This window comes from Pseudomonas sp. GW456-L12, assembly GCF_059424045.1.
In genome coordinates this window covers 28,313-48,363 of record NZ_JBWKZA010000029.1, presented here as the reverse complement: position 1 = coordinate 48,363, position 20,051 = coordinate 28,313, and the positions used below count along the sequence as shown (strand labels likewise).

The 20,051-nt window shown below is 63.7% G+C and carries 19 protein-coding genes; 8 read left to right on the top strand and 11 right to left on the bottom strand.

Going from position 1 to position 20,051, the window contains the following annotated elements; all coding sequences use genetic code 11:
* The first annotated feature begins 8 nt into the window (after positions 1-8).
* From AC07Y9_RS26305 to AC07Y9_RS26295, 3 genes are read left to right on the top strand one after another with little or no spacing between them, the layout of a single operon-like run.
* Positions 9-1,817, top strand: a complete 1,809-nt coding sequence (locus tag AC07Y9_RS26305) for a sensor histidine kinase (RefSeq protein ID WP_009041721.1) — start codon at positions 9-11, stop codon at positions 1,815-1,817.
* The gene (locus AC07Y9_RS26300) at positions 1,814-3,214 is read left to right on the top strand and encodes a sigma-54-dependent transcriptional regulator (RefSeq protein ID WP_085533406.1); all 1,401 of its coding nucleotides are present in this window, start codon (positions 1,814-1,816) and stop codon (positions 3,212-3,214) included. Before AC07Y9_RS26305 ends, AC07Y9_RS26300 begins: the two co-directional genes overlap by 4 nt.
* 50 nt (positions 3,215-3,264) lie before the next feature.
* On the top strand, positions 3,265-3,720 hold the full coding sequence (locus AC07Y9_RS26295; protein ID WP_009041719.1) for a YiiD C-terminal domain-containing protein: 456 nt from the start codon (positions 3,265-3,267) through the stop codon (positions 3,718-3,720).
* A gap of 132 nt (positions 3,721-3,852) precedes the next feature.
* On the opposite strand, the gene cysQ is transcribed toward AC07Y9_RS26295, so the two are convergent.
* Positions 3,853-4,680 (bottom strand): 3'(2'),5'-bisphosphate nucleotidase CysQ, encoded by an 828-nt coding sequence (gene cysQ, locus AC07Y9_RS26290; protein WP_062823984.1) that lies wholly within the window; start codon positions 4,678-4,680, stop codon positions 3,853-3,855.
* A gap of 11 nt (positions 4,681-4,691) precedes the next feature.
* Positions 4,692-5,258: an ADP compounds hydrolase NudE gene (gene nudE / locus AC07Y9_RS26285; RefSeq protein ID WP_007931715.1), complete on the bottom strand. Its 567-nt coding sequence runs from the start codon at positions 5,256-5,258 to the stop codon at positions 4,692-4,694.
* A gap of 89 nt (positions 5,259-5,347) precedes the next feature.
* Between nudE and yrfG the strand changes: the two genes are divergently transcribed.
* Positions 5,348-6,010 carry a GMP/IMP nucleotidase gene (gene yrfG / locus AC07Y9_RS26280; protein ID WP_007931717.1) on the top strand — a complete coding sequence of 221 codons (663 nt, stop codon included), beginning with the start codon at positions 5,348-5,350 and terminating at the stop codon, positions 6,008-6,010.
* 119 nt (positions 6,011-6,129) lie between these two features.
* Here yrfG and lysM read toward each other — a convergent pair whose 3' ends face one another.
* Positions 6,130-6,570 carry a peptidoglycan-binding protein LysM gene (gene lysM, locus AC07Y9_RS26275; RefSeq protein ID WP_102679877.1) on the bottom strand — a complete coding sequence of 147 codons (441 nt, stop codon included), beginning with the start codon at positions 6,568-6,570 and terminating at the stop codon, positions 6,130-6,132.
* Positions 6,571-6,708: 138 nt separating this feature from the next.
* Here lysM and AC07Y9_RS26270 point away from each other — a divergent pair, with 138 nt between their 5' ends.
* From AC07Y9_RS26270 to AC07Y9_RS26255, 4 genes are all read left to right on the top strand, one after another.
* Positions 6,709-7,596, top strand: a complete 888-nt coding sequence (locus AC07Y9_RS26270) for a LysR family transcriptional regulator (protein WP_007931721.1) — start codon at positions 6,709-6,711, stop codon at positions 7,594-7,596.
* 94 nt (positions 7,597-7,690) lie between these two features.
* On the top strand, positions 7,691-8,530 hold the full coding sequence (gene fdhD / locus AC07Y9_RS26265; protein WP_038582969.1) for a formate dehydrogenase accessory sulfurtransferase FdhD: 840 nt from the start codon (positions 7,691-7,693) through the stop codon (positions 8,528-8,530).
* Positions 8,527-10,875: an FdhF/YdeP family oxidoreductase gene (locus AC07Y9_RS26260; RefSeq protein WP_102679878.1), complete on the top strand. Its 2,349-nt coding sequence runs from the start codon at positions 8,527-8,529 to the stop codon at positions 10,873-10,875. The genes fdhD and AC07Y9_RS26260 overlap by 4 nt, the downstream gene beginning before the upstream one ends.
* Positions 10,876-11,220: 345 nt before the next feature.
* Positions 11,221-11,703, top strand: coding sequence for a glycine zipper domain-containing protein (locus tag AC07Y9_RS26255; protein ID WP_102679879.1), 483 nt, complete (start codon positions 11,221-11,223; stop codon positions 11,701-11,703).
* A gap of 124 nt (positions 11,704-11,827) precedes the next feature.
* On the opposite strand, the gene AC07Y9_RS26250 is transcribed toward AC07Y9_RS26255, so the two are convergent.
* The 8 genes from AC07Y9_RS26250 to AC07Y9_RS26215 all read right to left on the bottom strand — a co-directional run bounded on the left by AC07Y9_RS26250 (position 11,828) and on the right by AC07Y9_RS26215 (position 19,971).
* Positions 11,828-12,259 carry an acyl-CoA thioesterase gene (locus AC07Y9_RS26250; protein WP_007931728.1) on the bottom strand — a complete coding sequence of 144 codons (432 nt, stop codon included), beginning with the start codon at positions 12,257-12,259 and terminating at the stop codon, positions 11,828-11,830.
* 67 nt (positions 12,260-12,326) lie between these two features.
* Entirely contained in the window at positions 12,327-13,559 is a 1,233-nt protein-coding gene (locus AC07Y9_RS26245) for a 3-hydroxyacyl-CoA dehydrogenase (RefSeq protein ID WP_102679880.1), read from the bottom strand.
* Positions 13,560-13,671: 112 nt separating this feature from the next.
* The gene (locus AC07Y9_RS26240) at positions 13,672-15,606 is read right to left on the bottom strand and encodes a RecQ family ATP-dependent DNA helicase (protein ID WP_102679881.1); all 1,935 of its coding nucleotides are present in this window, start codon (positions 15,604-15,606) and stop codon (positions 13,672-13,674) included.
* 209 nt (positions 15,607-15,815) lie between these two features.
* The gene (locus AC07Y9_RS26235; RefSeq protein WP_102679882.1) at positions 15,816-16,940 is read right to left on the bottom strand and encodes a polysaccharide deacetylase family protein; all 1,125 of its coding nucleotides are present in this window, start codon (positions 16,938-16,940) and stop codon (positions 15,816-15,818) included.
* Positions 16,941-17,008: 68 nt separating this feature from the next.
* The gene (locus tag AC07Y9_RS26230) at positions 17,009-18,184 is read right to left on the bottom strand and encodes a tetratricopeptide repeat protein (protein ID WP_102679883.1); all 1,176 of its coding nucleotides are present in this window, start codon (positions 18,182-18,184) and stop codon (positions 17,009-17,011) included.
* Between the two features lie 164 nt (positions 18,185-18,348).
* Positions 18,349-18,549 carry a bacteriocin immunity protein gene (locus AC07Y9_RS26225; protein ID WP_102679884.1) on the bottom strand — a complete coding sequence of 67 codons (201 nt, stop codon included), beginning with the start codon at positions 18,547-18,549 and terminating at the stop codon, positions 18,349-18,351.
* Entirely contained in the window at positions 18,542-18,772 is a 231-nt protein-coding gene (locus AC07Y9_RS26220; RefSeq protein ID WP_102679885.1) for a DUF7683 domain-containing protein, read from the bottom strand. The genes AC07Y9_RS26225 and AC07Y9_RS26220 overlap by 8 nt, the downstream gene beginning before the upstream one ends.
* A complete protein-coding gene (locus AC07Y9_RS26215) occupies positions 18,769-19,971 on the bottom strand; it encodes a colicin E3/pyocin S6 family cytotoxin (RefSeq protein WP_102679925.1) in 1,203 nt (400 codons plus the stop codon). The genes AC07Y9_RS26220 and AC07Y9_RS26215 overlap by 4 nt, the downstream gene beginning before the upstream one ends.
* Positions 19,972-20,051: the final 80 nt, after the last annotated feature.

Genomic DNA, 20,051 nt, shown 5'->3' with positions numbered 1-20,051 from the left:
TCGTCCCCATGACTCCACCTCTCCCCCGACGCCCCCGCTGGCGTAGCCTGGCTTTGCTGGCCCTGTGCCTGGCGCCGCTGCTGTGGCCGCTGGAGCACCTGGCCGAGCGTTATTACCGCAGCGAACTGGCGGGCCAGAACCGTCAGACCCTCGACCTCTACGTCGCCAACCTGCTGGGCACCCTGCACCGCTATGAGGTGCTGCCGCAGATTCTCGGCGAGCTGCCGGCGTTGCGTGCGGTCCTCGGCGCGCCGGACGACGGTGTGACCCAGGGCAACGCCAACCGCCTGCTGAAAAACATCAGTGCCCAGACCGGGGCCGAAGTGATGTACCTGATGGACACCTCCGGCAACACCCTGGCGGCATCCAACTGGGACAAGCACGACAGTTTCGTCGGCCGCAATTTCTCCTTCCGCCCCTATTTCAGCGAAGCCATGGCCGGGCGCCTGGGGCGTTTCTTCGGCCTGGGCACCACCTCGGCCAAGCGCGGTTATTTCTTCGCCGCCGCCGTGCGCAACGGCGAGAAAATCATCGGCGTGCTGGTGGTCAAGGTCGACCTGGACCATACCGAAAGTCTCTGGGGCAAGACCCCCGAGCAACTGGTGGTCACCGATCACAATGGCGTGGTGATCCTCACTTCGCGCGCGGAATGGCGTTTCCGCTCGACCCGCCCGCTGACTGAAGACGAAAGCCAGGCCATCGTCGCCATCCAGCCCTACCCGACCCGCGATCCACGGCCGTTGAACCTCGACTCCAACGCCTGGCTGACCCAGACCCGGCAGATCGACGAAACCGGCTGGAGCGTAAGCATCCTCGCCCCGCGTACCCTGATCGACCGCCCGGTACGCACCGTGGTGGCGGTGGGCGGCGCCACGCTGCTGGTCTTGATGCTGCTGCTCGGCTTGATGATGCAGCGTCGTCGCCACTACCTGGAGCGCATAGCCTTCGAAGCCAAGGCCCGGCGCGAATTGGAAATGCGCGTGGCCGAACGCACCAGCGACCTGGAAGGCCTGAACCGCCGCCTCAGGCAGGAGGTGCTGGAGCGCGAACACGCCCAGCAGGAACTGGTGCGCGCCCAGGACGACCTGGTGCAGGCCGGCAAGCTCTCGGCCCTGGGCACCATGTCGGCGAGCATCAGCCATGAACTCAACCAGCCGCTGGCGGCGATCCGCAGCTACGCGGAAAACGCCGAGGTGCTGCTGGACCACCAGCGCACCGAGGACGCCCGCGGCAACCTCAAGCTGATCAGCGAACTGACCGGGCGCATGGCCTCGATCATCGCCCACCTGCGCGCCTTTGCCCGCCGCGACCGCCACGCGCCGGAAAGCGTCGCCCTGCAACCGGCGCTGGACGATGCCCTGGCGCTGCTGGCCAAGCGCCGACGGGCGATGGAAGTGGAGCTGATCCGCGACCTGCCGGCGGCCACCCTGTGGGTCGAGGCCGGGGAGACGCGGTTGCGCCAGGTGCTCGGCAACCTGCTGGCCAACGCCCTGGATGCGCTGACCGAAAAAGGCCCGCCGCGCAAACTCTGGCTGAGTGCCGAATCCACCGCCACGGGCGTCAATCTGTACATTCGCGACAACGGCCCGGGCTTCTGCATGGAGGCCCTGGGCCGCGCCGGCGAGCCTTTCTACACCACCAAGACCCGCACCCAGGGCCTTGGCCTGGGCCTGGCGATCTGCGACACCCTGATGCGCGCCTTTGGCGGTGAACTGTCGTTCTCCAACCACCGCGAAGGCGGCGCCCTGATTACCCTGCGGCTGCGCGCCGGCGCGCCGGGAGTGAGCCTGCAACCGTCCGAGGACCGCAGCGTATGAGTACACCGATCACCAGCGACGTGCAGGTGGTGTTGATCGACGACGATCCGCACCTGCGCCAGGCCCTGAGCCAGACCCTGGACCTGGCCGGGCTGAAGATCCTGCCGCTGGGCGAAGCCCAGGGCCTGGCCGCGCGCCTGGAGCGCGACTGGCCGGGGGTAGTGGTCAGCGACATCCGCATGCCCGGCATGGACGGCCTCGAACTGCTCGGCGAACTGCACGGCCAGGACCCGGAGCTGCCGGTGCTGCTGATCACCGGCCACGGCGATGTGCCGCTGGCGGTGCAGGCGATGCGCGCCGGGGCCTATGACTTCCTGGAGAAACCCTTCGCCAGCGATGCCCTGCTCGACAGCGTGCGCCGCGCCCTGGCCCTGCGCCGCCTGGTGCTGGACAACCGCAGCCTGCGCCTGGCCCTGAGCGATCGCCAGGAGCTCAGCGCGCGGCTGGTCGGGCTCTCGGCGCCGATCCTGCGTTTACGTGAACAGATCGGCGCCCTGGCAGCGACCAAGGCCGACGTGCTGATCCTCGGCGAGACCGGCGCCGGCAAGGAAGTGGTGGCGCGGGCGCTGCACGACCTGTCGAGCCGGCGCAATGGCCCGTTCGTGGCGATCAACGCCGGCGCCCTGGCCGAATCGGTGGTCGAAAGCGAACTGTTCGGCCACGAGCCGGGGGCCTTTACCGGCGCGCAGAAACGCCGCATCGGCAAGTTCGAATTCGCCAACGGCGGCACGCTGTTCCTCGATGAAATCGAAAGCATGAGCCTGGATGTGCAGGTCAAGCTGCTGCGCATGCTGCAAGAACGGGTGGTGGAGCGCCTGGGCGGCAATCAACTGATCCCGCTGGACATCCGCATCATCGCCGCGACCAAGGAAGACCTGCGCCAGGCGGCCGACCAGGGGCGCTTTCGCGCCGACCTGTATTACCGCCTGAATGTCGCGCCGCTGCGTATTCCTCCGTTGCGCGAGCGTGGCGAAGACGCCCTGTTGCTGTTCCAGCATTTCGCCGACGAGGCCAGCGCCCGCCACGGCCTGCCGCCCCACGAACTGCAACCGGGACAGCGCGCCCTGCTGCTGCGCCACAGCTGGCCGGGCAACGTGCGCGAACTGCAGAACGCCGCCGAACGCTTCGCCCTCGGCCTGGAACTGGCCCTGGACAACAGCACGCCGGACGGCAGCCCACAACCGGCGCCGACGGTGGTCGAGGGCGGCCTGAGCGAGCAGGTGGAGAACTTCGAAAAGAGCCTGATCGCCGCCGAGCTGGCCCGCTCCCACAACTCGCTGCGCAGCCTCGCCGAAGCCCTGGGTATTCCACGCAAGACCCTGCATGACAAACTGCGCAAACACGGCCTGAGCTTCGGCGACAGCGGCGCCAGTTCGGGCGGCGACGATAGCGAGTGAGCGATGCCGACTAATCTTGTTAATGCACCATTTCACCACCGAGGCCCTGCATGAACCGCGACAGTCGTCACCTGGAATCCATCCTCCACCACGACATTCCCCTGACGCGGGACATGGGCCTGAAAGTGCTCGACTGGCACGCGCATGAGCTGCGCCTGCAACTGCCGCTGGAAGCCAACGTCAATCACAAGAGCACCATGTTCGGCGGCAGCCTGTATTGCGGCGCGGTGCTGGCCGGCTGGGGCTGGCTGCATCTGCGGCTGAAAGAAGCGGGGATCGACGACGGGCACATCGTGATTCAGGAAGGGCAGATCAATTACCCGCTACCGGTGACCAGCGACGCCACGGCCATCTGCGCCGCGCCGAGCGAAGAGGTGTGGCACAGGTTCCTGACCATGTATGAGCGCTACGGCCGCGCGCGGCTGATCCTGCACACCCGGGTGGTGAATGCCGACAGCGATGAAGATGCGGTGCGCTTTACCGGGCAGTACGTGCTGCACCGCTGAACCTGTAGCCGCTGGCGCAGCCTGCGATCGGCTGCGCAGCAGTCGTAAACGGCCAGCGCGGTGTGTCAGACGGAATATCGCCAGTCGATTCACAGCCGCTTCGCGCGCAGGCTGCGCCAGCGGCTACAAGGATCAGCCGCGCGCCAGCTCCAGCAGGCGCCCACGCCATGCGGCCTTGGCCGGTAGCGCCAGGAAGAAGCCATTGAGCAGCGACTCCCGCGCCGGGTAGCAGAACGGCGCGCCACTCAGATCCAGCACCTCGCCTCCAGCGCCCTCCAGCACGCCTTGGGCCGCCGCGGTGTCCCACTGCGAGGTCGGCGCCAGTCGCGGATAACAATCCGCCGCGCCTTCGGCCAGCAGGCAGAACTTCAACGAGCTGCCGATGTTCGCCAGCTGCAACTCGCCCAGGGTCGCGCTCAACCCGGCCAGCAGACGCTCCTGCTCGGGGCTGGTATGCCGACGGCTGGCGACCACGGTGAAGGCTTCGCCCGCCGTCAGGCTGTCACGCACGTGGATCGCCACCGGCGCCTGGCCCTTGTCCGCGCGCCAGGCCCCAAGGCCGGCGCCGCCGAAGTAGCAGCGACCGCTGGTCGGCATCGATACCACGCCGAACACCACCCGCCCGTCTTCGATCAGGGCGATATTGACGGTGAACTCTTCGCTGCCGGAGATGAACTCCTTGGTGCCGTCCAGCGGGTCCACCAGCCACCAGCGCTGCCAGCCGGCACGCACGTCCTGGGGAATGTCGGCGTCTTCTTCGGAGAGCACCGGGATGCTCGGGTCCAGCGCGGTCAGGCCTTGCACGATCAGGTGGTGGGCCGCCAGGTCGGCGGCGGTCACCGGCGACTCGTCGGCCTTGCTGGTGACGGCGACGTTGGCGCGCCAGAACGGCAGGATCGCTTCGCCCGCCTGCAAGGCCAGGTCGATCACCGGCGCCAGCAACGGATGGGGAAAATTCATCGATGGTTCACTCATGCTTGGAAGGCGCCGCGCTGGGTCAGCAGGTCGCGGGCCAGATACAGCGCGGCCAGGGCGCGGCCCTCGGTGAATTGCGGGTTCTGCGCCAGGCTCGACAGCTCGCGCAGGTTGATCTTGTCCACGCGCATCGGCTCGGGCTCGTCGCCCTCCAGCCGCTCTTCGTAGAGGTCGGTGGCCAGCACCACCTGGATCTTCTGGCTCATGTAGCCGGGGGACAACGACAGCTCGGTCAGGTGTTCCAGTTGCCGCGCGCCAAAACCGGCCTCCTCCTTGAGCTCACGCTCGGCGGCGGCCAGCACATCCTCGCCAGGCTCGATCAGGCCCTTGGGCAGCGACAGCTCGTAGGCGTCGGTGCCGCCGCAATATTCCTCGACCAGCACCGCGTGATCGGCATCGAGCATCGCCACGATCATCACCGCGCCATAGCCCGCGCCCTTGCCCACCAGGCGCTCGTAGGTGCGCTCCACACCGTTGGAAAAGCGCAACTGCACCGCTTCGACGCAAAACAGACGGCTGGTGGCGACGATCTCGCGGGCGAGTACGGTGGGTTTCTGGCGCATAAAAGGCTCCTTGGCGTGAACGCGCTACTATAACGCGGCTTTCCCGATTGTTTGTGTCGGATATCTTTCTACCGTTCGAGACGTTTTCCATGCCTTCACTGCCCTGGCGCGACATCGATACCGTTCTGCTGGATATGGACGGTACCTTGCTGGACCTGCACTACGACAACCACTTCTGGATGGAGCACCTGCCCCAGCGCTATGCCGAGCTGCATGGCGTCAGCCGCGCCATGGCGGAAATGGAACTGCAGCCGCTGTTCGAGCGTAACGCCGGACAGTTGCAGTGGTATTGCCTGGACTTCTGGAGCGCCGAACTGAAATTGCCGGTGCGCGAACTGAAGCTGGAGACCGCCCACCTGATCGCCCTGCGTCCGGACGCCGATACCTTTCTCGCGGCGATCAAGCAGGCTGGCAAACGCGTGGTGCTGATCACCAATGCGCACCGCGATTCGTTGTCATTGAAGTTGGAAAAAGTCGAGCTGGCGCCCTATTTCGAGCGTTTGATCAGTTCCCACGATTACGGCTTCGCCAAGGAGAACCCGCAGTTCTGGGATGCGTTGCAAGCGGATATCGGCTTCGATCCGGCACGCAGCCTGTTTATCGACGACACCCTGCCGATCCTGCGCAGCGCGCGGGATTTTGGCGTGGCTCATCTGTTGGCGGTGAGTGAACCGGACAGCCGCAAGGGGCCGAAGGACACGGCGGAGTTTGCCGCGCTGGGGGACTATCGAGCATTGATCGAAGGGTTGTAGAGCAATCCTGTAGCCGCTGCCGCAGGCTGCGATCGACCGTGAAACGGTCGTAGCGATGTTGATCGCCAAAGGTCCTTCGGACCTTATCGCAGCCTTCGGCAGCGGCTACAGACCGAGCATTACTCGGGAATGCGCAGTACCTGGCCCGGATAGATCTTGTCCGGGTGTGACAGCAGCGGCTTGTTGGCCTCGAAGATCTTGTTGTACTTGTTGGCGTCGCCGTACACGGCCTTGGAAATGGCGCTGAGGGTGTCGCCTTTTTTCACGGTGACGAAACGCGCGGCAGCCGCCACAGGGCCGGTGACGGTGATCTGGTCGTCGACGCTGCCGACACCTTCGATGTTGCCCACGGCCAGCAGAATCTTTTCCTTCTCTTCCTGGCTGGCCACTTCGCCGGTCACGACGACCTTGTCGCCTTCCACGGTAGCCTGGACGTTGGGGTTACCCAGGCCGACCTTGGCGATGTGCTCCTTCAGCTGTTCGCTCGCATTGGCGTTACCCGGCGTCAACAAATCGATAAGCTTTTCGCCCGCTTCTTTCACAAAGCTAAAAATACTCATGGTGCACACTCCTTGGGTTTAATAGGTCCAGACGCGAAAGACTAGACCAGCCTTGAGAGACGAGGTTCAAAATCGACCGATGACGCTGTGCACGGCAAGCACGCTAGAATCGCCTCCCCCCGCGCCCAGGAAGCGAAGATGGACATCAAGCAGCTGAAATTCCTCATCGCTCTCGACGAAACCCGCCATTTCGGCCAGGCCGCCGCGCGCTGCCACATCACCCAGCCGACCCTGTCCATGCGCCTGCGCAACCTCGAGGAAGAACTCGAGCTGCCGCTGGTCAACCGCGGCCAGCGTTTCGAGGGCTTCACCGCTCCGGGGGAACGGGTGCTGGCCTGGGCCCGCAGCGTGCTGGCCGCCTACGACGGGTTGCAGGCCGAGGCGGCCGCCTGTCGCGGCAATCTGGTCGGCACCCTGCGCCTGGGGGTGGTACCGCTGTCGAGCTTCGACCCGCTGCCACTGATGCAGCGCCTGCACCAGGCGCACCCGAACGTGCGCTTCGAGTTGTCGGCGCTCAGTTCCGAGCAGATCCTCGAACAGCTAGCGAGCAATCGCCTGGATATCGGCGTTTCCTATCTGGAGCGCCTGGACAGCGAACGCTTCGAATCCCTGGCCCTGGGCGAAACCCGCATGGGCCTGCTCTACGACCAACGCTTCTTCAGCTTCGGCGAGCAGCCCCTGAGCTGGGAGGCGGTGATCGAACTGCCGCTGGGCATGCTGACCAGCGGCATGCATTTTCGCCAGTCCATCGACCATAACTTCCACAGTCGCGGCCTCACCCCTCAACCGCTGCTGCAGACCGATGCCGTGCATCAATTGCTGCAAGCCGTACATGGCGGCCTGTGCTGCGCGATCATGCCGCTGGACGGCGGCCTGGAAGCCCTCACCGAACACCTGCGCCTGCAGCCCATAGCGGACGCCAACACCCTGGCGCACCTGGGCCTGATCATGCGCCGCAGCGCACCGCGCTCGGCCCTGGCCGAGGCGTGCTTCGCCCTGCAGCAGAAATCACCGAGCGAGTCTTGATCGACGGCGTCTATCGGCACATCAGTACTAGCAATTAGACGCGACACTTTGACGCGCTTAGTCTTAGGGCTGGATATTCCGCCGGTGATGCCCCATGAAACCCCAGCGCCCGGCTTGCGCGACGCCCACTGCGAAAACGCCCGCGCCCGCCGCCAGTCAGAACTATTGCTACAGCAACCTCGACCACACGGAATCGGCCAGCACCGCGCTCGCCGAGGAAGTTGCGCTGGCGATCGCCTATAACGGCATCAGCCAGGCCGTGATGCTGGTCACCCCCAGCGACCTGGAAGACTTCATCGTCGGCTTCAGCCTCGGCAGCGGCATCATCGGCGACGCCTCGGACATCTACGACCTGCAACTGAGCGGCAGCGGTTCGGCCCAGTACGCCCAGGTGCAGATCTCCAGCCGCGCCTTCTGGAACCTCAAGCAGCAACGCCGGCAACTGGCCGGCACCAGCGGTTGCGGCCTGTGCGGCGTGGAAGCCGTGGAACAGGCCCTGCCGGACCTCAAGGTGCTGCCCGGCGCGCCGTTGCCGCCCGCCCAATGGCTCGATGGCCTGCGCCAGCGCATCAGCGCCTTCCAGCCCCTGGGCCAGCACTCCGGCGCGGTGCATGCGGCGGTGTTCATGAACGCCCAGGGCGAGTTGCTGCTGGGCCGTGAAGATATCGGCCGGCACAACGCCCTGGACAAGCTGATCGGTGCGTTGATCCGCCAGAACATACCTACTGCCGGCGGCGTGGCCATCGTCACCAGCCGTTGCAGCCTGGAACTGATCCAGAAAGTCCTGCGTGCCGGCATCCAGACCCTGGTCAGTCTGTCGGCGCCCACCGGCCTGGCCCTGCAATGGGCACGCCGGCACAACCTCAATCTCATTCACCTGCCGCAAAAAAGTGCGCCACGGGTCTATAGCCCTGCGATGGAGAAACAAGCGTGACCACTCATCACCAAGCCGACCAGACACCCACCCCGCGCTACAAGCCCTACAAGGGCCCGGCCGGCGGCTGGGGCGCGCTCATCAGCGTCGCCCAGGCCTGGCTGACGAGTGACAACGCCCTGAAAAACCTGCGCATGATGCTCAAGACCAACCAGAACGGCGGTTTCGACTGCCCGGGCTGCGCCTGGGGCGATTCGCCGGAAAGCGGCATGGTCAAGTTCTGCGAGAACGGCGCCAAGGCGGTGAACTGGGAGGCCACCAAACGCCGGGTGGATGGCAAGTTCTTCGCCAAACACAGCGTCAGCTCGCTGCTGGAGCAGAGCGACTACTGGCTCGAATACCAGGGCCGCCTGACCGAGCCCCTGAGCTACGACGCCGAAACCGATCGTTATAAGCCCATCAGCTGGGAAGCGGCTTTCGCCCTGATCGGCAAGCACCTGCGAGCATTGCCCAGCCCGGACATGGCCGAGTTCTATACCTCGGGCCGCGCCAGCAACGAAGCGGCGTACCTGTACCAGCTGTTCGTGCGCGCCTATGGCACCAACAACTTCCCCGACTGCTCGAACATGTGCCACGAAGCCAGCGGCGTGGCCCTGGCGCAAAGCGTCGGCGTCGGCAAAGGCACCGTGACCTTCGACGACTTCGAGCATGCCGATGCGATTTTCGTCTGGGGCCAGAACCCCGGCACCAACCACCCTCGGATGCTCGAGCCACTGCGCGAAGCAGTGAAACGCGGGGCCCAGGTGGTGTGCATCAACCCGCTGAAAGAACGCGGCCTGGAACGCTTCCAGCATCCGCAGCACCCGATCGAAATGCTCACCAACGGCAACAAGCCGACCAACACCGCCTACTTCCGCCCGGCCCTGGGCGGCGACATGGCGGTGGTGCGCGGCATGGCCAAGTTCCTCCTGCAATGGGAACGCGACGCCCAGAAGACTGGTGCGCCGGCGGTGTTCGATCACGACTTCCTCAACGAACACACCGCCGCCGTGCTGGATTACCTGAGCGTCATCGACGACACCCCATGGGATGACATCGTCGAGCAGTCCGGCCTGACCCTGGTAGAGATCGAGCGCGCGGCGCGCATGTACGCCAAGGGCAAGAACGTGATCATGTGCTGGGCCATGGGTATCACCCAGCATCGCCACTCGGTGCCGACCATCCAGGAAATCGCCAACCTGATGCTGCTGCGCGGCAATATCGGCCGTCCGGGCGCCGGCCTGTGCCCGGTGCGCGGCCACAGCAACGTGCAGGGCGACCGCACCATGGGCATCAACGAACAGCCGCCGGTGGCCTTCCTCGACGCCCTGGAGCGGCGCTTCCAGTTCAAGGTGCCACGCGAGAGCGGCCATAACGTGGTCGAGGCGATCCACGCCATGCTCGAAGGCCGTTCGACAGTCTTCATCGGCCTGGGCGGCAACTTCGCCCAGGCCACCCCCGACAGCCCGCGGACCTTCCAGGCCCTGCGCAACTGCGACCTGACCGTGCAGATCAGCACCAAGCTCAACCGCAGCCACCTGGCCCATGGCAAGGAGGCACTGATCCTGCCGTGCCTGGGCCGCACCGACATCGACCTGCAGAGCGAAGGCGCTCAAGCGGTGACCGTGGAAGACTCCTTCAGCATGGTCCACGCCTCCAACGGCCAATTGCAGCCGCTGTCGCCACAGATGCGTTCGGAGCCGTCGATCCTCGCCGGCATCGCCGCCGCCACCCTGGGCAGCCATCCGGTGGACTGGAACTGGCTGGTGGCCGACTACAGCCGTATCCGCGACCTGATCGCCGACACCATTCCCGGCTTCAAGGACTTCAACCAGCGGGTAAAAAACCCTGGCGGCTTCTACCTCGGCAACTCGGCCGGCGCGCGGCGCTGGAACACTCCATCGGGCCGCGCCAATTTCCGCCCGAACCTGCTGCCCAAGGATCTGGTGCACGAACGCACCCGAGCCACCGGGCAGTTGCCGGACCTGATCATGCAGTCGATGCGTTCCCACGATCAGTACAACACCACCATCTATGGCCTGGACGACCGCTACCGTGGTGTGAAGGGCCAGCGCGACGTGCTGTTCGTCAACGAAGCCGACATCATCCGCCTGGGCTTCAAGCCGGGGCAGAAAGCCGACATCGTCTCGTTGTGGGATGACGGCCGCGAGCGTCGGGTCAAGGGTTTCACCCTGCTGGCCTTCGATATTCCGGCTGGCCAGGCCGCGGCCTATTACCCAGAGGTGAACCCGCTGGTGCCGCTGGAAAGCATCGGGGACGGCAGCTACACCCCGACCTCGAAGTTCGTCGCGATCCGCCTGGAAGCGGCCAGCGACAGCAGCTTGATCATGGCCCGGTCGGCCTGATCGACGAAATCGCTGGCCTTGTAGCCGCTGCCACAGGCTGCGATAAGGCGCGCAGCGCCTTCCAGGCCCTCAAGAGCAACGTCTCCTACGGAGCCGATCGCAGCCTGCGGCAGCGGCTACAGTCAGGAGGTTCCAGCGGCGGCGAAATCGCAGGCACAAAAAAGGCCACTTCCATCCAGAAGCGGCCTTTTCCAAGTAGCTACAGACTCGCAAAAACGGGATAAGTTCCCTACTAAAAACAATAAGTTACGAGATTGTGTACAACTCGTGCTATTCGTCGGATTTCGATTGTAAGCGCCTCAACACAGCCTCAGGATCGCGCCGTCATCCCTTTGAGGCTCCTCTATGAAGTTCTCCTCGATTCTCTTGTTGTCCCTTGGCCTGGTCAGCGGCGTCGCCTCTGCCGGCGGCACCACAGAAGCAGGTGTGGGCGGCGCATTGGGCGGGGTTCTAGGCTCGGTCGTCGGTCAGTCGATTGGTGGCAACACCGGTTCCACCATCGGTGCCGCACTGGGCGGCGCGGGCGGCAGTGCCGTGGGTGCCGACAGACGCAGCCGTGGCGAAGCCGCTATCGGTGGTGCGCTGGGCGCAGCCGGCGGTAACGTGGTCGGTCGCAGCGTGGGGGGCACCACTGGCAGCCTGATCGGCGCAGCCGCGGGCGGTGGTGTGGGTGGCGCACTGGGTAACCATATGGGCAACTCCAGTGATCGTGACGATCGCCGCTACCGCGACTACGACGATGACGACCGTCGCTACTACCGCGACGGCCATCCGGGTCGTGGCCATGCCTACGGGCATCGCAAGCACAAACGTCACTGGCGCGACTAAGACCTGAAACGGTCGCAACCCGCTGACACAAAGACCGCAGCCTGACGGCAGCTCCTGCCAGACAGGGTTCATCACCCCCGGGATGAACCCCAAGGAGCCGCCCGAGCTGCGGTCTTTTTTGTGCTTACACCAGCAAGCGTTCCAGCGCTCCACGCAGCCCGGCGGGAATCCCTACCGGCTGATTCGATGCCCGATCGACGAACACATGCACGAAGCGCCCCGCCGCGCAGGCATCGGTTTCCCCCGCCTTGAACACCGCCAGCTCGTACTGCACCGAACTGTTGCCCAGCTTGCCGACACGCAGGCCGATCTCGATCCGCTCGGGGAAAGCGATCGAGGCAAAGTAATCGCAGGCCGAGCTCACCACGAAGCCCACCACCTCGCCGTCATGGATATCCAGGCCGCCCTCCTCGATCAGGTAGGTGTTCACCGCCGTGTCGAAGAAGCTGTAGTAGGTGACGTTATTCACATGACCGTACACATCGTTGTCGTGCCAGCGCGTGATGATGGGCTGGAAGTGGCGGTAGTCGGTGCGTTGCGGCATGCGGTCGGTCATTGGCGGGTTCTCGAAGGCGAGGTGTCTGGAAAGCAACCATGGTGTGGTCGATCAGGCGACGCCTATTTCAACCGATGGCCCGATGATCGGCAAACCCTTTGCCAGCCTGCACCAGCTCGTCAATCAACCGCGCCGGCTTCCAGTGCGCGCCCGACTCGGCTTGCAGCCGCAGCAGCCCTTGCTGGATGGACACCAGCCCCTGCTGGTCCGCCCAGCTCATCGGCCCGCCCTTGTCTGCCGGGAAGCCATAACCGTTGAGGTACACCAGGTCGATATCGTGCGCCGAGCCGGCAATGCCTTCCTCGAGAATCTTCGCGCCTTCATTGACCAGCGCCAGCAGGCAGCGCTCAAGGATTTCCTCAGGACCGATGTCGCGACGGCGGTAGCCCAGGCCTTCGCTGACCTCCTGAATCAGGGCATCGACCTGTACATCATGCTCAGCCTGGCGACTGCCGGGCTCGTACTGGTAATAACCCTTGCCACTCTTCTGGCCAAAACGACCCGCCTCGCACAGGCGATTATCCACCTGCACTTCGTGCGCCTCCTGGCCCTTGCCGGCCAGCTGCCGGGCACGCCACTCCAGGTCGATGCCGACCACGTCGTACATGCGGAACGGGCCCATGGCAAAACCGAAGCCCTGCAATGCGGCATCCACCTGATAAGGGAAAGCCCCTTCCAGCAACATCTTGCGCGCCTCCAGCACATAGGTGCGCAACATGCGGTTGCCGATGAATCCAGGGCAGTTGCCGGACACCACACTGACCTTGCCCATGCGCTCGCCCAGCGCCAGCGCGGCCTCGAGCACCTGCGGCGCAGTCGCGGCGCCCCGCACGATTTCCAGCAGCTTCATGATGTGGGCCGGGCTGAAGAAGTGCAGGCCCAGCACCTGTCTTGGGCGCCGGGTGACCGCAGCGATGGCGTCGATATCCAGCGCCGAGGTATTGCTGGCGAGGATCGCCCGCGGCTGGAGCAGGCCATCGAGTTCGCGGAAGATTTGCTGCTTCAGCTCGAGGTTCTCGTAGATCGCCTCGATCACCAGATCCACATCGTGGATCGCCGGATAATCCGCCGCCGCGCTTATCCGGGCACGGCGCGCATCGGCCTCTGTCTGATCGATCCGCCCCTGACGCACGTTGTGTGCATAAGTCTCGGTCACCGCTGTCAGCGCCTGTTCGAGCATCTGCGGATTGTTGTCCACCCACTGCACCGCGACCCCGGCATTGGCCAGGCACATCACGATCCCGCGGCCCATGGTCCCGGCACCGATCACCGCGGCGCGCTGAATATCGATCTGGCTCATAGTGGCTCCCCTGTAGGTGGCTCAAAGACGCAAACCACCATAATCAGGCCTAGGGCATTTTTGAAATTTATTCCTGTGATGAGCGGCATTCAGCAGATGGATCGGGCAGGTATCAATCCTGGAGGTGATGTTCGGCCCAATCGCGTACTTCGGCGTAGGGGTGATCCTCGAGCACCGCAAAACCCGGGATCGACCGCGCCTTGAGCTTGGTGAACAGCGGCACGCTGATCCCACACAGGAAACGCGTCAGCCGTTCCGCCCCTGGAACCGTGCCGCTGTATTGGTGGTGCCTGTGGATAAATTCGCCACACAGCGCTTCGAAGTTTTTATCCACAAGCGCGGGCAAGGCTGGCGGCTCCGGCAGGCGGGCCACCTGGCCATGGCATACCGAGCAATGCCCGCACCGCTGCGGCGCCTGGTCGTCGCCGAAATACTGCGCCAGGCGATACCCAAGGCACTGCTCGGTGGCGAACAGTGCGAGCATCGCGTGGATCCGCGCGATCTCGCTGCTTTCGTGCTGTTTGAAGTAGGCATGCAGTTGCTGGCTCAGGGTCGCGGCATCGAAGCCCGTCTCCAGCAGGTTGTAGACCTCGGTCATCTGCTTGCTTTCCAGCTCGACCCAGCCCTTTTCCTGGAAGTAGTCCAGGGCCTTCACCACCCGGTTACGCTCGGCCTGATGCTGCTGATAAAGCGCGTCGAAATTCACTGTGGCCCAGGTCCGGGCACGGCTGGAGGTCTCGATGATCGCCGCCACGAAGTCCCGGCGCTCACCTTCGAAACGCGCCAGCAGCGCCTGCGGTTCCTCAAGGAACTTGAAGCGGTATTCGGCGAAGTAGGCGTAACGCGGCGCGATCAGGCCGCGCAGTTCCAGCTGCACCAGCAAGGTCTTGAGCGGCAGCTGGCGGATATTGCTCTGGTCCGCCAGCGGCCCCAACAGGAACTCCCATTGCCCGTCGGGCGCCGCACCCTGCAACTCGTCCAGCACACAACGAATGCCTTCCAGCTCCGGCGTGTCGCCGTAGACGAAGTTTTCCAGCACGTTGAGGCTGTCGCGGTTGGCCAGCACCAGGCAGTCCGAAGGTTGGCCATCACGCCCCGCGCGGCCGATTTCCTGGCTGTAGTTCTCGATGGATTTGGGCAGGTCGAAATGCACCACATTGCGGATGTCGCTCTTGTCGATGCCCATGCCGAAAGCGATGGTGGCGACGATGCAATTGGACTGGCCCGCCATGAACTGCCGCTGGATGGCTTCGCGCTGCTCATGGGGCAGACCGGCGTGATAAGCCTGGGCCTGGATGCCGTTGCGACTCAGATGCTCGGCGATGTGCTCGGCGGTTTTCTGCAAGGTGACATAGACGATGCTCGGCTGGCCGGGACGCTCGCTCATCCACTGCACCAGGCGCCGGCGCTTGTCCTGGCCGCGCACTGGCTCCACCAGCAGGTTGAGGTTGGGCCGGTAGAAACCGGTGGTCACCACATCCTGCCCGGCGATGGCGAATTTCGCCTGCATGTCGGCGATCACCTTGGGCGTGGCGGTAGCGGTCAGCAACAGTGCCTGGGGAATATTGAACTGGCGCTGGTAGTCCGGCAGCTTGAGGTAGTCGGGGCGAAAGTTATGGCCCCATTCGGAGATGCAGTGCGCCTCGTCCACCACCAGCAGGGAGATCCGCACCTGCTGCAGGAAGTTGCGAAAACGCTCGTTCTTCAGGCGCTCCACCGAGATCATCAGGATCTTCAGCTCACCGGAGCGCGCCCGCGCCATGACCTCGTTGGCGTCATCGCGGCTCTGCGCCGAATCGATGCTCGCCGCGGCGATGCCGTGTCGTTGCAGGAACGCCAGCTGATCCTGCATCAGCGCCAGCAACGGCGAGACCACCAGGGTCAGGTGCGGCATCAGCAAGGCCGGCAACTGATAGCACAGCGACTTGCCGGAGCCCGTGGGAAAGATCGCCGCCGCCGAGCGCCCGGCCAGCACCGCACTGACCGCCGCCTCCTGGCCGGGACGGAACTGTGGATAACCGAAGACCTGTTCGAGGGTGTTGTGCATGAGCTGTCACTCCTTTGACCGCTGACGTGCCTTGAAGCCTAGCGCGGCCAGTCAGCGGGTCGAGAAAAGGTCGGGAGGAAAAGGATACGGGATGATACAGGGGGACGGAGAGCGGCGTTCGACTGGGGATGACGCGGAGTTTTTCGGGGTGTATCGCAAGCCATCGGGCACCGGTCGATGCGCGATGGCTCGCGATAGAAATCGTGCTCTTAGCGCGTCGCGCGGCAATCCACCCACTTCACGCCATTGCTCTTGTTGGCGGCGATCAACGCCGGCACTGCGGCAGGCGCCTTGTTGTGAATGTCGTGGAACAGAATGATCCCTCGCCGCCACAGCAGCATCAGCGTCTGCACCCGCTGGCTCGCCGCGCTGGCGCTGATGCTCTTGCTCCAGTCCTGGGAGTCGACGCCCCAGAGCATCACCTTGATGCCCTGGGCCTTGAAGAACGCCGGGCTGTCACTCGAACGCTGGCCATAAGGGGGACGGAACAGCGGCTGGTAGTCATCCGGCAAGGTGCCGCGCACCAGGGTCGCGGAACGGGTGATGGACTGCTGCCATTCGCTCCAGGCGCTGTGGGACTTGTGCGTCCAGCCATGCAGGGCAACGCACTGGCCGCTGTACAACTCGCGCATCTGCGCCGGCGACGACTTGCGCAGACGCGCCTGGAACGGTTCGCCCAGGACGAAGAACAATCCATGCAGGTCGTTGGCCCGCAGCACGTTGGCCAGCGTATCGGTGTGACCGCCCGCGGCTGTCGGGCCGTCGTCGAAGGTCAGCAGAAACTGCCGGTCCGCCAATTCGTCGCCCATCAGCTCGGTGCTATCGAAACGCTCGATCTCACTGCTGATCTTCGGAAACAAGGCCGCCAGGCGCAGCTGTTCGTTCAGATACTGCTCATGAAACTGCCGGCTTGCCTGGGCCCAGGCGTCATAGGCCGGGCTGACCGTCCCGGTGAAGCCCTGGGCCAGTTGCCGCAAGTCATCCAGGTTACGCACCGGCGGGCAGAAGGCGGCACCTTCACAGTCCTGGCTGGCGCTGTGGTAACTGCTGAGCAGGCGTATCCAGAAACGATCGCGCACTTGCTCGACCGAATGATGGTCCAGCGCCTTGACGCCCAGGCGCTGCTTGAGGCTCGCATCGTCCAGCGCCTCGCTGGCCAGCAGGGCCTTGCCGAACATCAGGATTTCCGCACGCGAGGCGGTATCGAAACCCGCTTGCGTGGCCAGCGAACCCGGCCAGGTGCTGCGGTCGATAGTGGCGAACACCATCGGGCCGGCAGCCTGGGCAACGGCCGTCCACAGGGACAACATCAAAGCAACAACCAGAACCCGCATAACAACCTCCATAAATGCATAACGCGCCGTGGGACGGCGCGTTATGGGGGTCAATCAACACCCGTGAATCAACGGTTTTGCACACGCTCGATGGCTTTGTCGTACACCGGGTTGGCCTTCTGCTGCTTGGCCAACTGATAGTGACGCAGGGCATCGGCGAACTGGCCGGCCGCTTCGTAGATCCGCGCGATGTTGTAGTAGGAACTGGCGCGCACGGTGGCCGCCGAGTTGCCGCTGGCCAGGGCGATGGCCTTGCGGTTGGCCCAGATCGACTCGGCAGTGTTGCCGGCTTTCTGATAGGCCAGGCCGAGGTTGCTGTAGGCCTGACCGTAGCCGTTGTTCAGCTCGATGGCCTGACGGTAGAAGTCGATGGCTTGCTGCAGGTTACCGGCGTGGTAAGCCTCTTCGCCCTTGCGGTTCAGGGTTTTCGCATCGGCTTGCGCGCTGCTGCTGACGGCGACAGCGGCCACTTCCACTTTGTCGTCGAGCAGCGGCGATACTTCGTTCAGCACGTCCTGCGCGTCGACGGTCACGCCGCTGAGAGTGTTGATGTCCTGGAAGTCGCCATTGCCGGTCATGCGGAACACGGTCCACAGGTTACCGCTGCGGTCCTGCGGCACGTAGTAAGTGCGCACCAGCGACTGGCCCATGTACACGAACACCTTGGCCTGGCTGGCAGAGAGCTGGCGGGACGCCGGGCGGCTCTGGTTGCTGTAGTCATGCACCGCGTACACATAGCTTTCGCCGTAGTGTTTCTTTTCCAGGGTGATGGTTTCCGGGCCATAGCTGTCGACATCGTCGACGTCCAGGTGGGCGTCATCGCCTTGCTGGTTGCGAAAGTAGATGTTGTTGCCCGGGAAGATCATGTGCGAATCGAGATCGCTGGGGTTCGCGCCCCAGGTCAGCACCACGCGCAGACCGTCGAGGTTCTGCATCACCGGGCTGATGGCATAGGTCATACCGCTGCACGGGCACTTGACCACCAGGTTGGAATAGCCGGGTTTCTTGATGATCAGCAGGTTGCTGGGGCCATCGGCGAAGTCGGTGGTCAGGGTCACCTGGCCTTGAGCATTGGTACGACCGACCACGCTCTGCGCGCCATTGCGCTGCACCAGCACTTCGGCGTCGGCGATCTTCTGGTCCTTGACCACCGCACTCAGCACCTCGACCGGCAGCTGCTGCGCCGTCACCGAAAACGCCAATGCCCACAACGAAAAAATCGAAGTCACGCGAAACAATCGCATACCTAATTCCCTTTAAGTGTATGAAGTCGGCACCCAAAGGTACCCGGCAGATTTCGCGCGCACGATACACAGTTTTTTCGGGATTTGCTTGCTAATCCATTGGGAAAGATGGGGGCTGTGGGAATCCCTGAAGTTTGCTGAGGGGCCGGGATGGCAAAACCTTTTCAGACAGATTTGAAACCGGGCAAACCATTAGCCGCTCGCCACTCCTTCACTATCCGTGTGATGCCTTCGGACGAGTCATCGGCACCGTCCTCTGGGTAGAAAATCAGATCAGAGTCTGCTGAGTATTCGCTCAACTTTTGGAAATGGGGTACAAGCGCATCCACTTCTTTTTCAGTGCCCCTCCGAAAATACTCAGCCATTAGCTGTCAGTTGGAAATCATATGCACAGAGATCAAGTTTCTTCTCCGTGATCTTTTCAAACTCCACCAACTGCGCTGCACTCAGGTCATAGCCTTCCCAACCTTGAGGGTCCACTGTCCAGCCCATGATCTCTTTCACCCGCTCGTCACAGTCGGCCGGCAGTTCTATGTCAAAAACCAACATCTCGGTTTTCTTGTCAAAAGCCTCAACGAGAAACTTCATGGCTCTACGCTCCTTGCTTTGTCGACTGCTTTAGTTTGTTCACCAGTAAGCGGATCAAATTCGCCAAGATGGCGGCCGTGCTTGTCATACATTTCAACTGCGCCATGTTGAGAGTCCCATTCTAAAATGAGTCCTTTTGCCGTTTTCCATCGCTTACGCCGCCCACCACCTCCTTGGACAGAAGTTTTCCGCTTTGCCCTAATAGCATCAGGAAAGCCAGGCAAGGCGCTCGGTGCAGGAACATATCCTGATACCGGTGTGCTCAGCACAATGTACAGCGGCTGAACTCCAGACCCCGGCGGAAACACCAAAATAAAATCCCGATACTCCGGCGGATAAATTGGGCTGACGATGATCCGTTCCGCCGCTTCCGTCGGCGGGAAAACCCAGATCGGTGGTGTCTGTGGCGCCGCTTCCAGCGGTGGTATCCCTGCGGTGCTCAAGGGGTCCACCGCTGGAGTCCAGACAAGGCTGATGCCATCACCCAGATCGGCCACTTGCTGCTCATCACGAGCCTCAAACTCAGCCACCGGAATCATTTCCCACTCACGGCGACCCTGGGTGTTGAAACCGTAGCCCTTGAGGCTACCGTCGGCCTGCTGTTCAACCCGCAGGCGCAGACGGGTGCGGGCCTGTCTGAGGTTGCGCAGTTGTTCTTCGCTGTACATCGCGCCGTCGCCCAGGCTCGATGGAGCGAGCAAGGCCACCAGTCCCAACAACCCACCAGCCGCCACGCCCGAGGAGATCAGCCCCAAGCCACTGCCGGTGGTACCAGAACCCACGGAGACACCACCCAGGGTCAAGGCACCGAGATTGGCAGGCAGCGCGCCGCTAATACGCTTGAGGGGCACTCGCCCACCCGCCTCGACCTCGCGCCCACCCAGCAGCGTCAACGCGCCGTAATTCGCCACCGAATCAGTGGGTATGAAGCCCGTCGGGGTGACGTAGTCGATGATTGCGTTCGGCAGCTTGCAAGACTTGGCAAATACGCAACCGACGGGCGTTGGTTGCGATTCCACCTGTGTGGTCGGCAGCCGCTCTTCATAGGCCTGCTGACGAGCGAGCATCTGCTCGTAACCCTGCTGCGCCTCATCACGCTCGGCCAATTCGCTCGCAGTCATATCGCGCAGGCGACGATAACCACCGCCGTCAGCGTCGTAGTGCTGCCATACCTGGGACACATCCTTGTTGCGGGCCATAGTCCTTTGCTCGGTCGCCTGGGAAACCCCGGCCTTCAACCGGGGATCTCACGGTAACCAGTGCGAGGGGGCCCTGGCTG

Excerpts from the sequence above, each read along its gene's own strand:
- AC07Y9_RS26250 (WP_007931728.1), bottom strand. The coding sequence starts at position 12,259 with ATGACCGACCGCATGCCGCAACGCACCGACTACCGCCACTTCCAGCCC.
- cysQ (WP_062823984.1), bottom strand. The coding sequence starts at position 4,680 with ATGAATTTTCCCCATCCGTTGCTGGCGCCGGTGATCGACCTGGCCTTG.
- AC07Y9_RS26245 (WP_102679880.1), bottom strand. The coding sequence starts at position 13,559 with ATGAGCCAGATCGATATTCAGCGCGCCGCGGTGATCGGTGCCGGGACC.
- AC07Y9_RS26300 (WP_085533406.1), top strand. The coding sequence starts at position 1,814 with ATGAGTACACCGATCACCAGCGACGTGCAGGTGGTGTTGATCGACGAC.
- AC07Y9_RS26305 (WP_009041721.1), top strand. The coding sequence starts at position 9 with ATGACTCCACCTCTCCCCCGACGCCCCCGCTGGCGTAGCCTGGCTTTG.
- nudE (WP_007931715.1), bottom strand. The coding sequence starts at position 5,258 with ATGCGCCAGAAACCCACCGTACTCGCCCGCGAGATCGTCGCCACCAGC.
- AC07Y9_RS26240 (WP_102679881.1), bottom strand. The coding sequence starts at position 15,606 with ATGCACAACACCCTCGAACAGGTCTTCGGTTATCCACAGTTCCGTCCC.
- fdhD (WP_038582969.1), top strand. The coding sequence starts at position 7,691 with ATGAAACCCCAGCGCCCGGCTTGCGCGACGCCCACTGCGAAAACGCCC.
- AC07Y9_RS26235 (WP_102679882.1), bottom strand. The coding sequence starts at position 16,940 with ATGCGGGTTCTGGTTGTTGCTTTGATGTTGTCCCTGTGGACGGCCGTT.
- AC07Y9_RS26230 (WP_102679883.1), bottom strand. The coding sequence starts at position 18,184 with ATGCGATTGTTTCGCGTGACTTCGATTTTTTCGTTGTGGGCATTGGCG.
- lysM (WP_102679877.1), bottom strand. The coding sequence starts at position 6,570 with ATGAGTATTTTTAGCTTTGTGAAAGAAGCGGGCGAAAAGCTTATCGAT.
- yrfG (WP_007931717.1), top strand. The coding sequence starts at position 5,348 with ATGCCTTCACTGCCCTGGCGCGACATCGATACCGTTCTGCTGGATATG.
- AC07Y9_RS26255 (WP_102679879.1), top strand. The coding sequence starts at position 11,221 with ATGAAGTTCTCCTCGATTCTCTTGTTGTCCCTTGGCCTGGTCAGCGGC.
- AC07Y9_RS26225 (WP_102679884.1), bottom strand. The coding sequence starts at position 18,549 with ATGGCTGAGTATTTTCGGAGGGGCACTGAAAAAGAAGTGGATGCGCTT.
- AC07Y9_RS26220 (WP_102679885.1), bottom strand. The coding sequence starts at position 18,772 with ATGAAGTTTCTCGTTGAGGCTTTTGACAAGAAAACCGAGATGTTGGTT.
- AC07Y9_RS26215 (WP_102679925.1), bottom strand. The coding sequence starts at position 19,971 with ATGGCCCGCAACAAGGATGTGTCCCAGGTATGGCAGCACTACGACGCT.
- AC07Y9_RS26295 (WP_009041719.1), top strand. The coding sequence starts at position 3,265 with ATGAACCGCGACAGTCGTCACCTGGAATCCATCCTCCACCACGACATT.
- AC07Y9_RS26270 (WP_007931721.1), top strand. The coding sequence starts at position 6,709 with ATGGACATCAAGCAGCTGAAATTCCTCATCGCTCTCGACGAAACCCGC.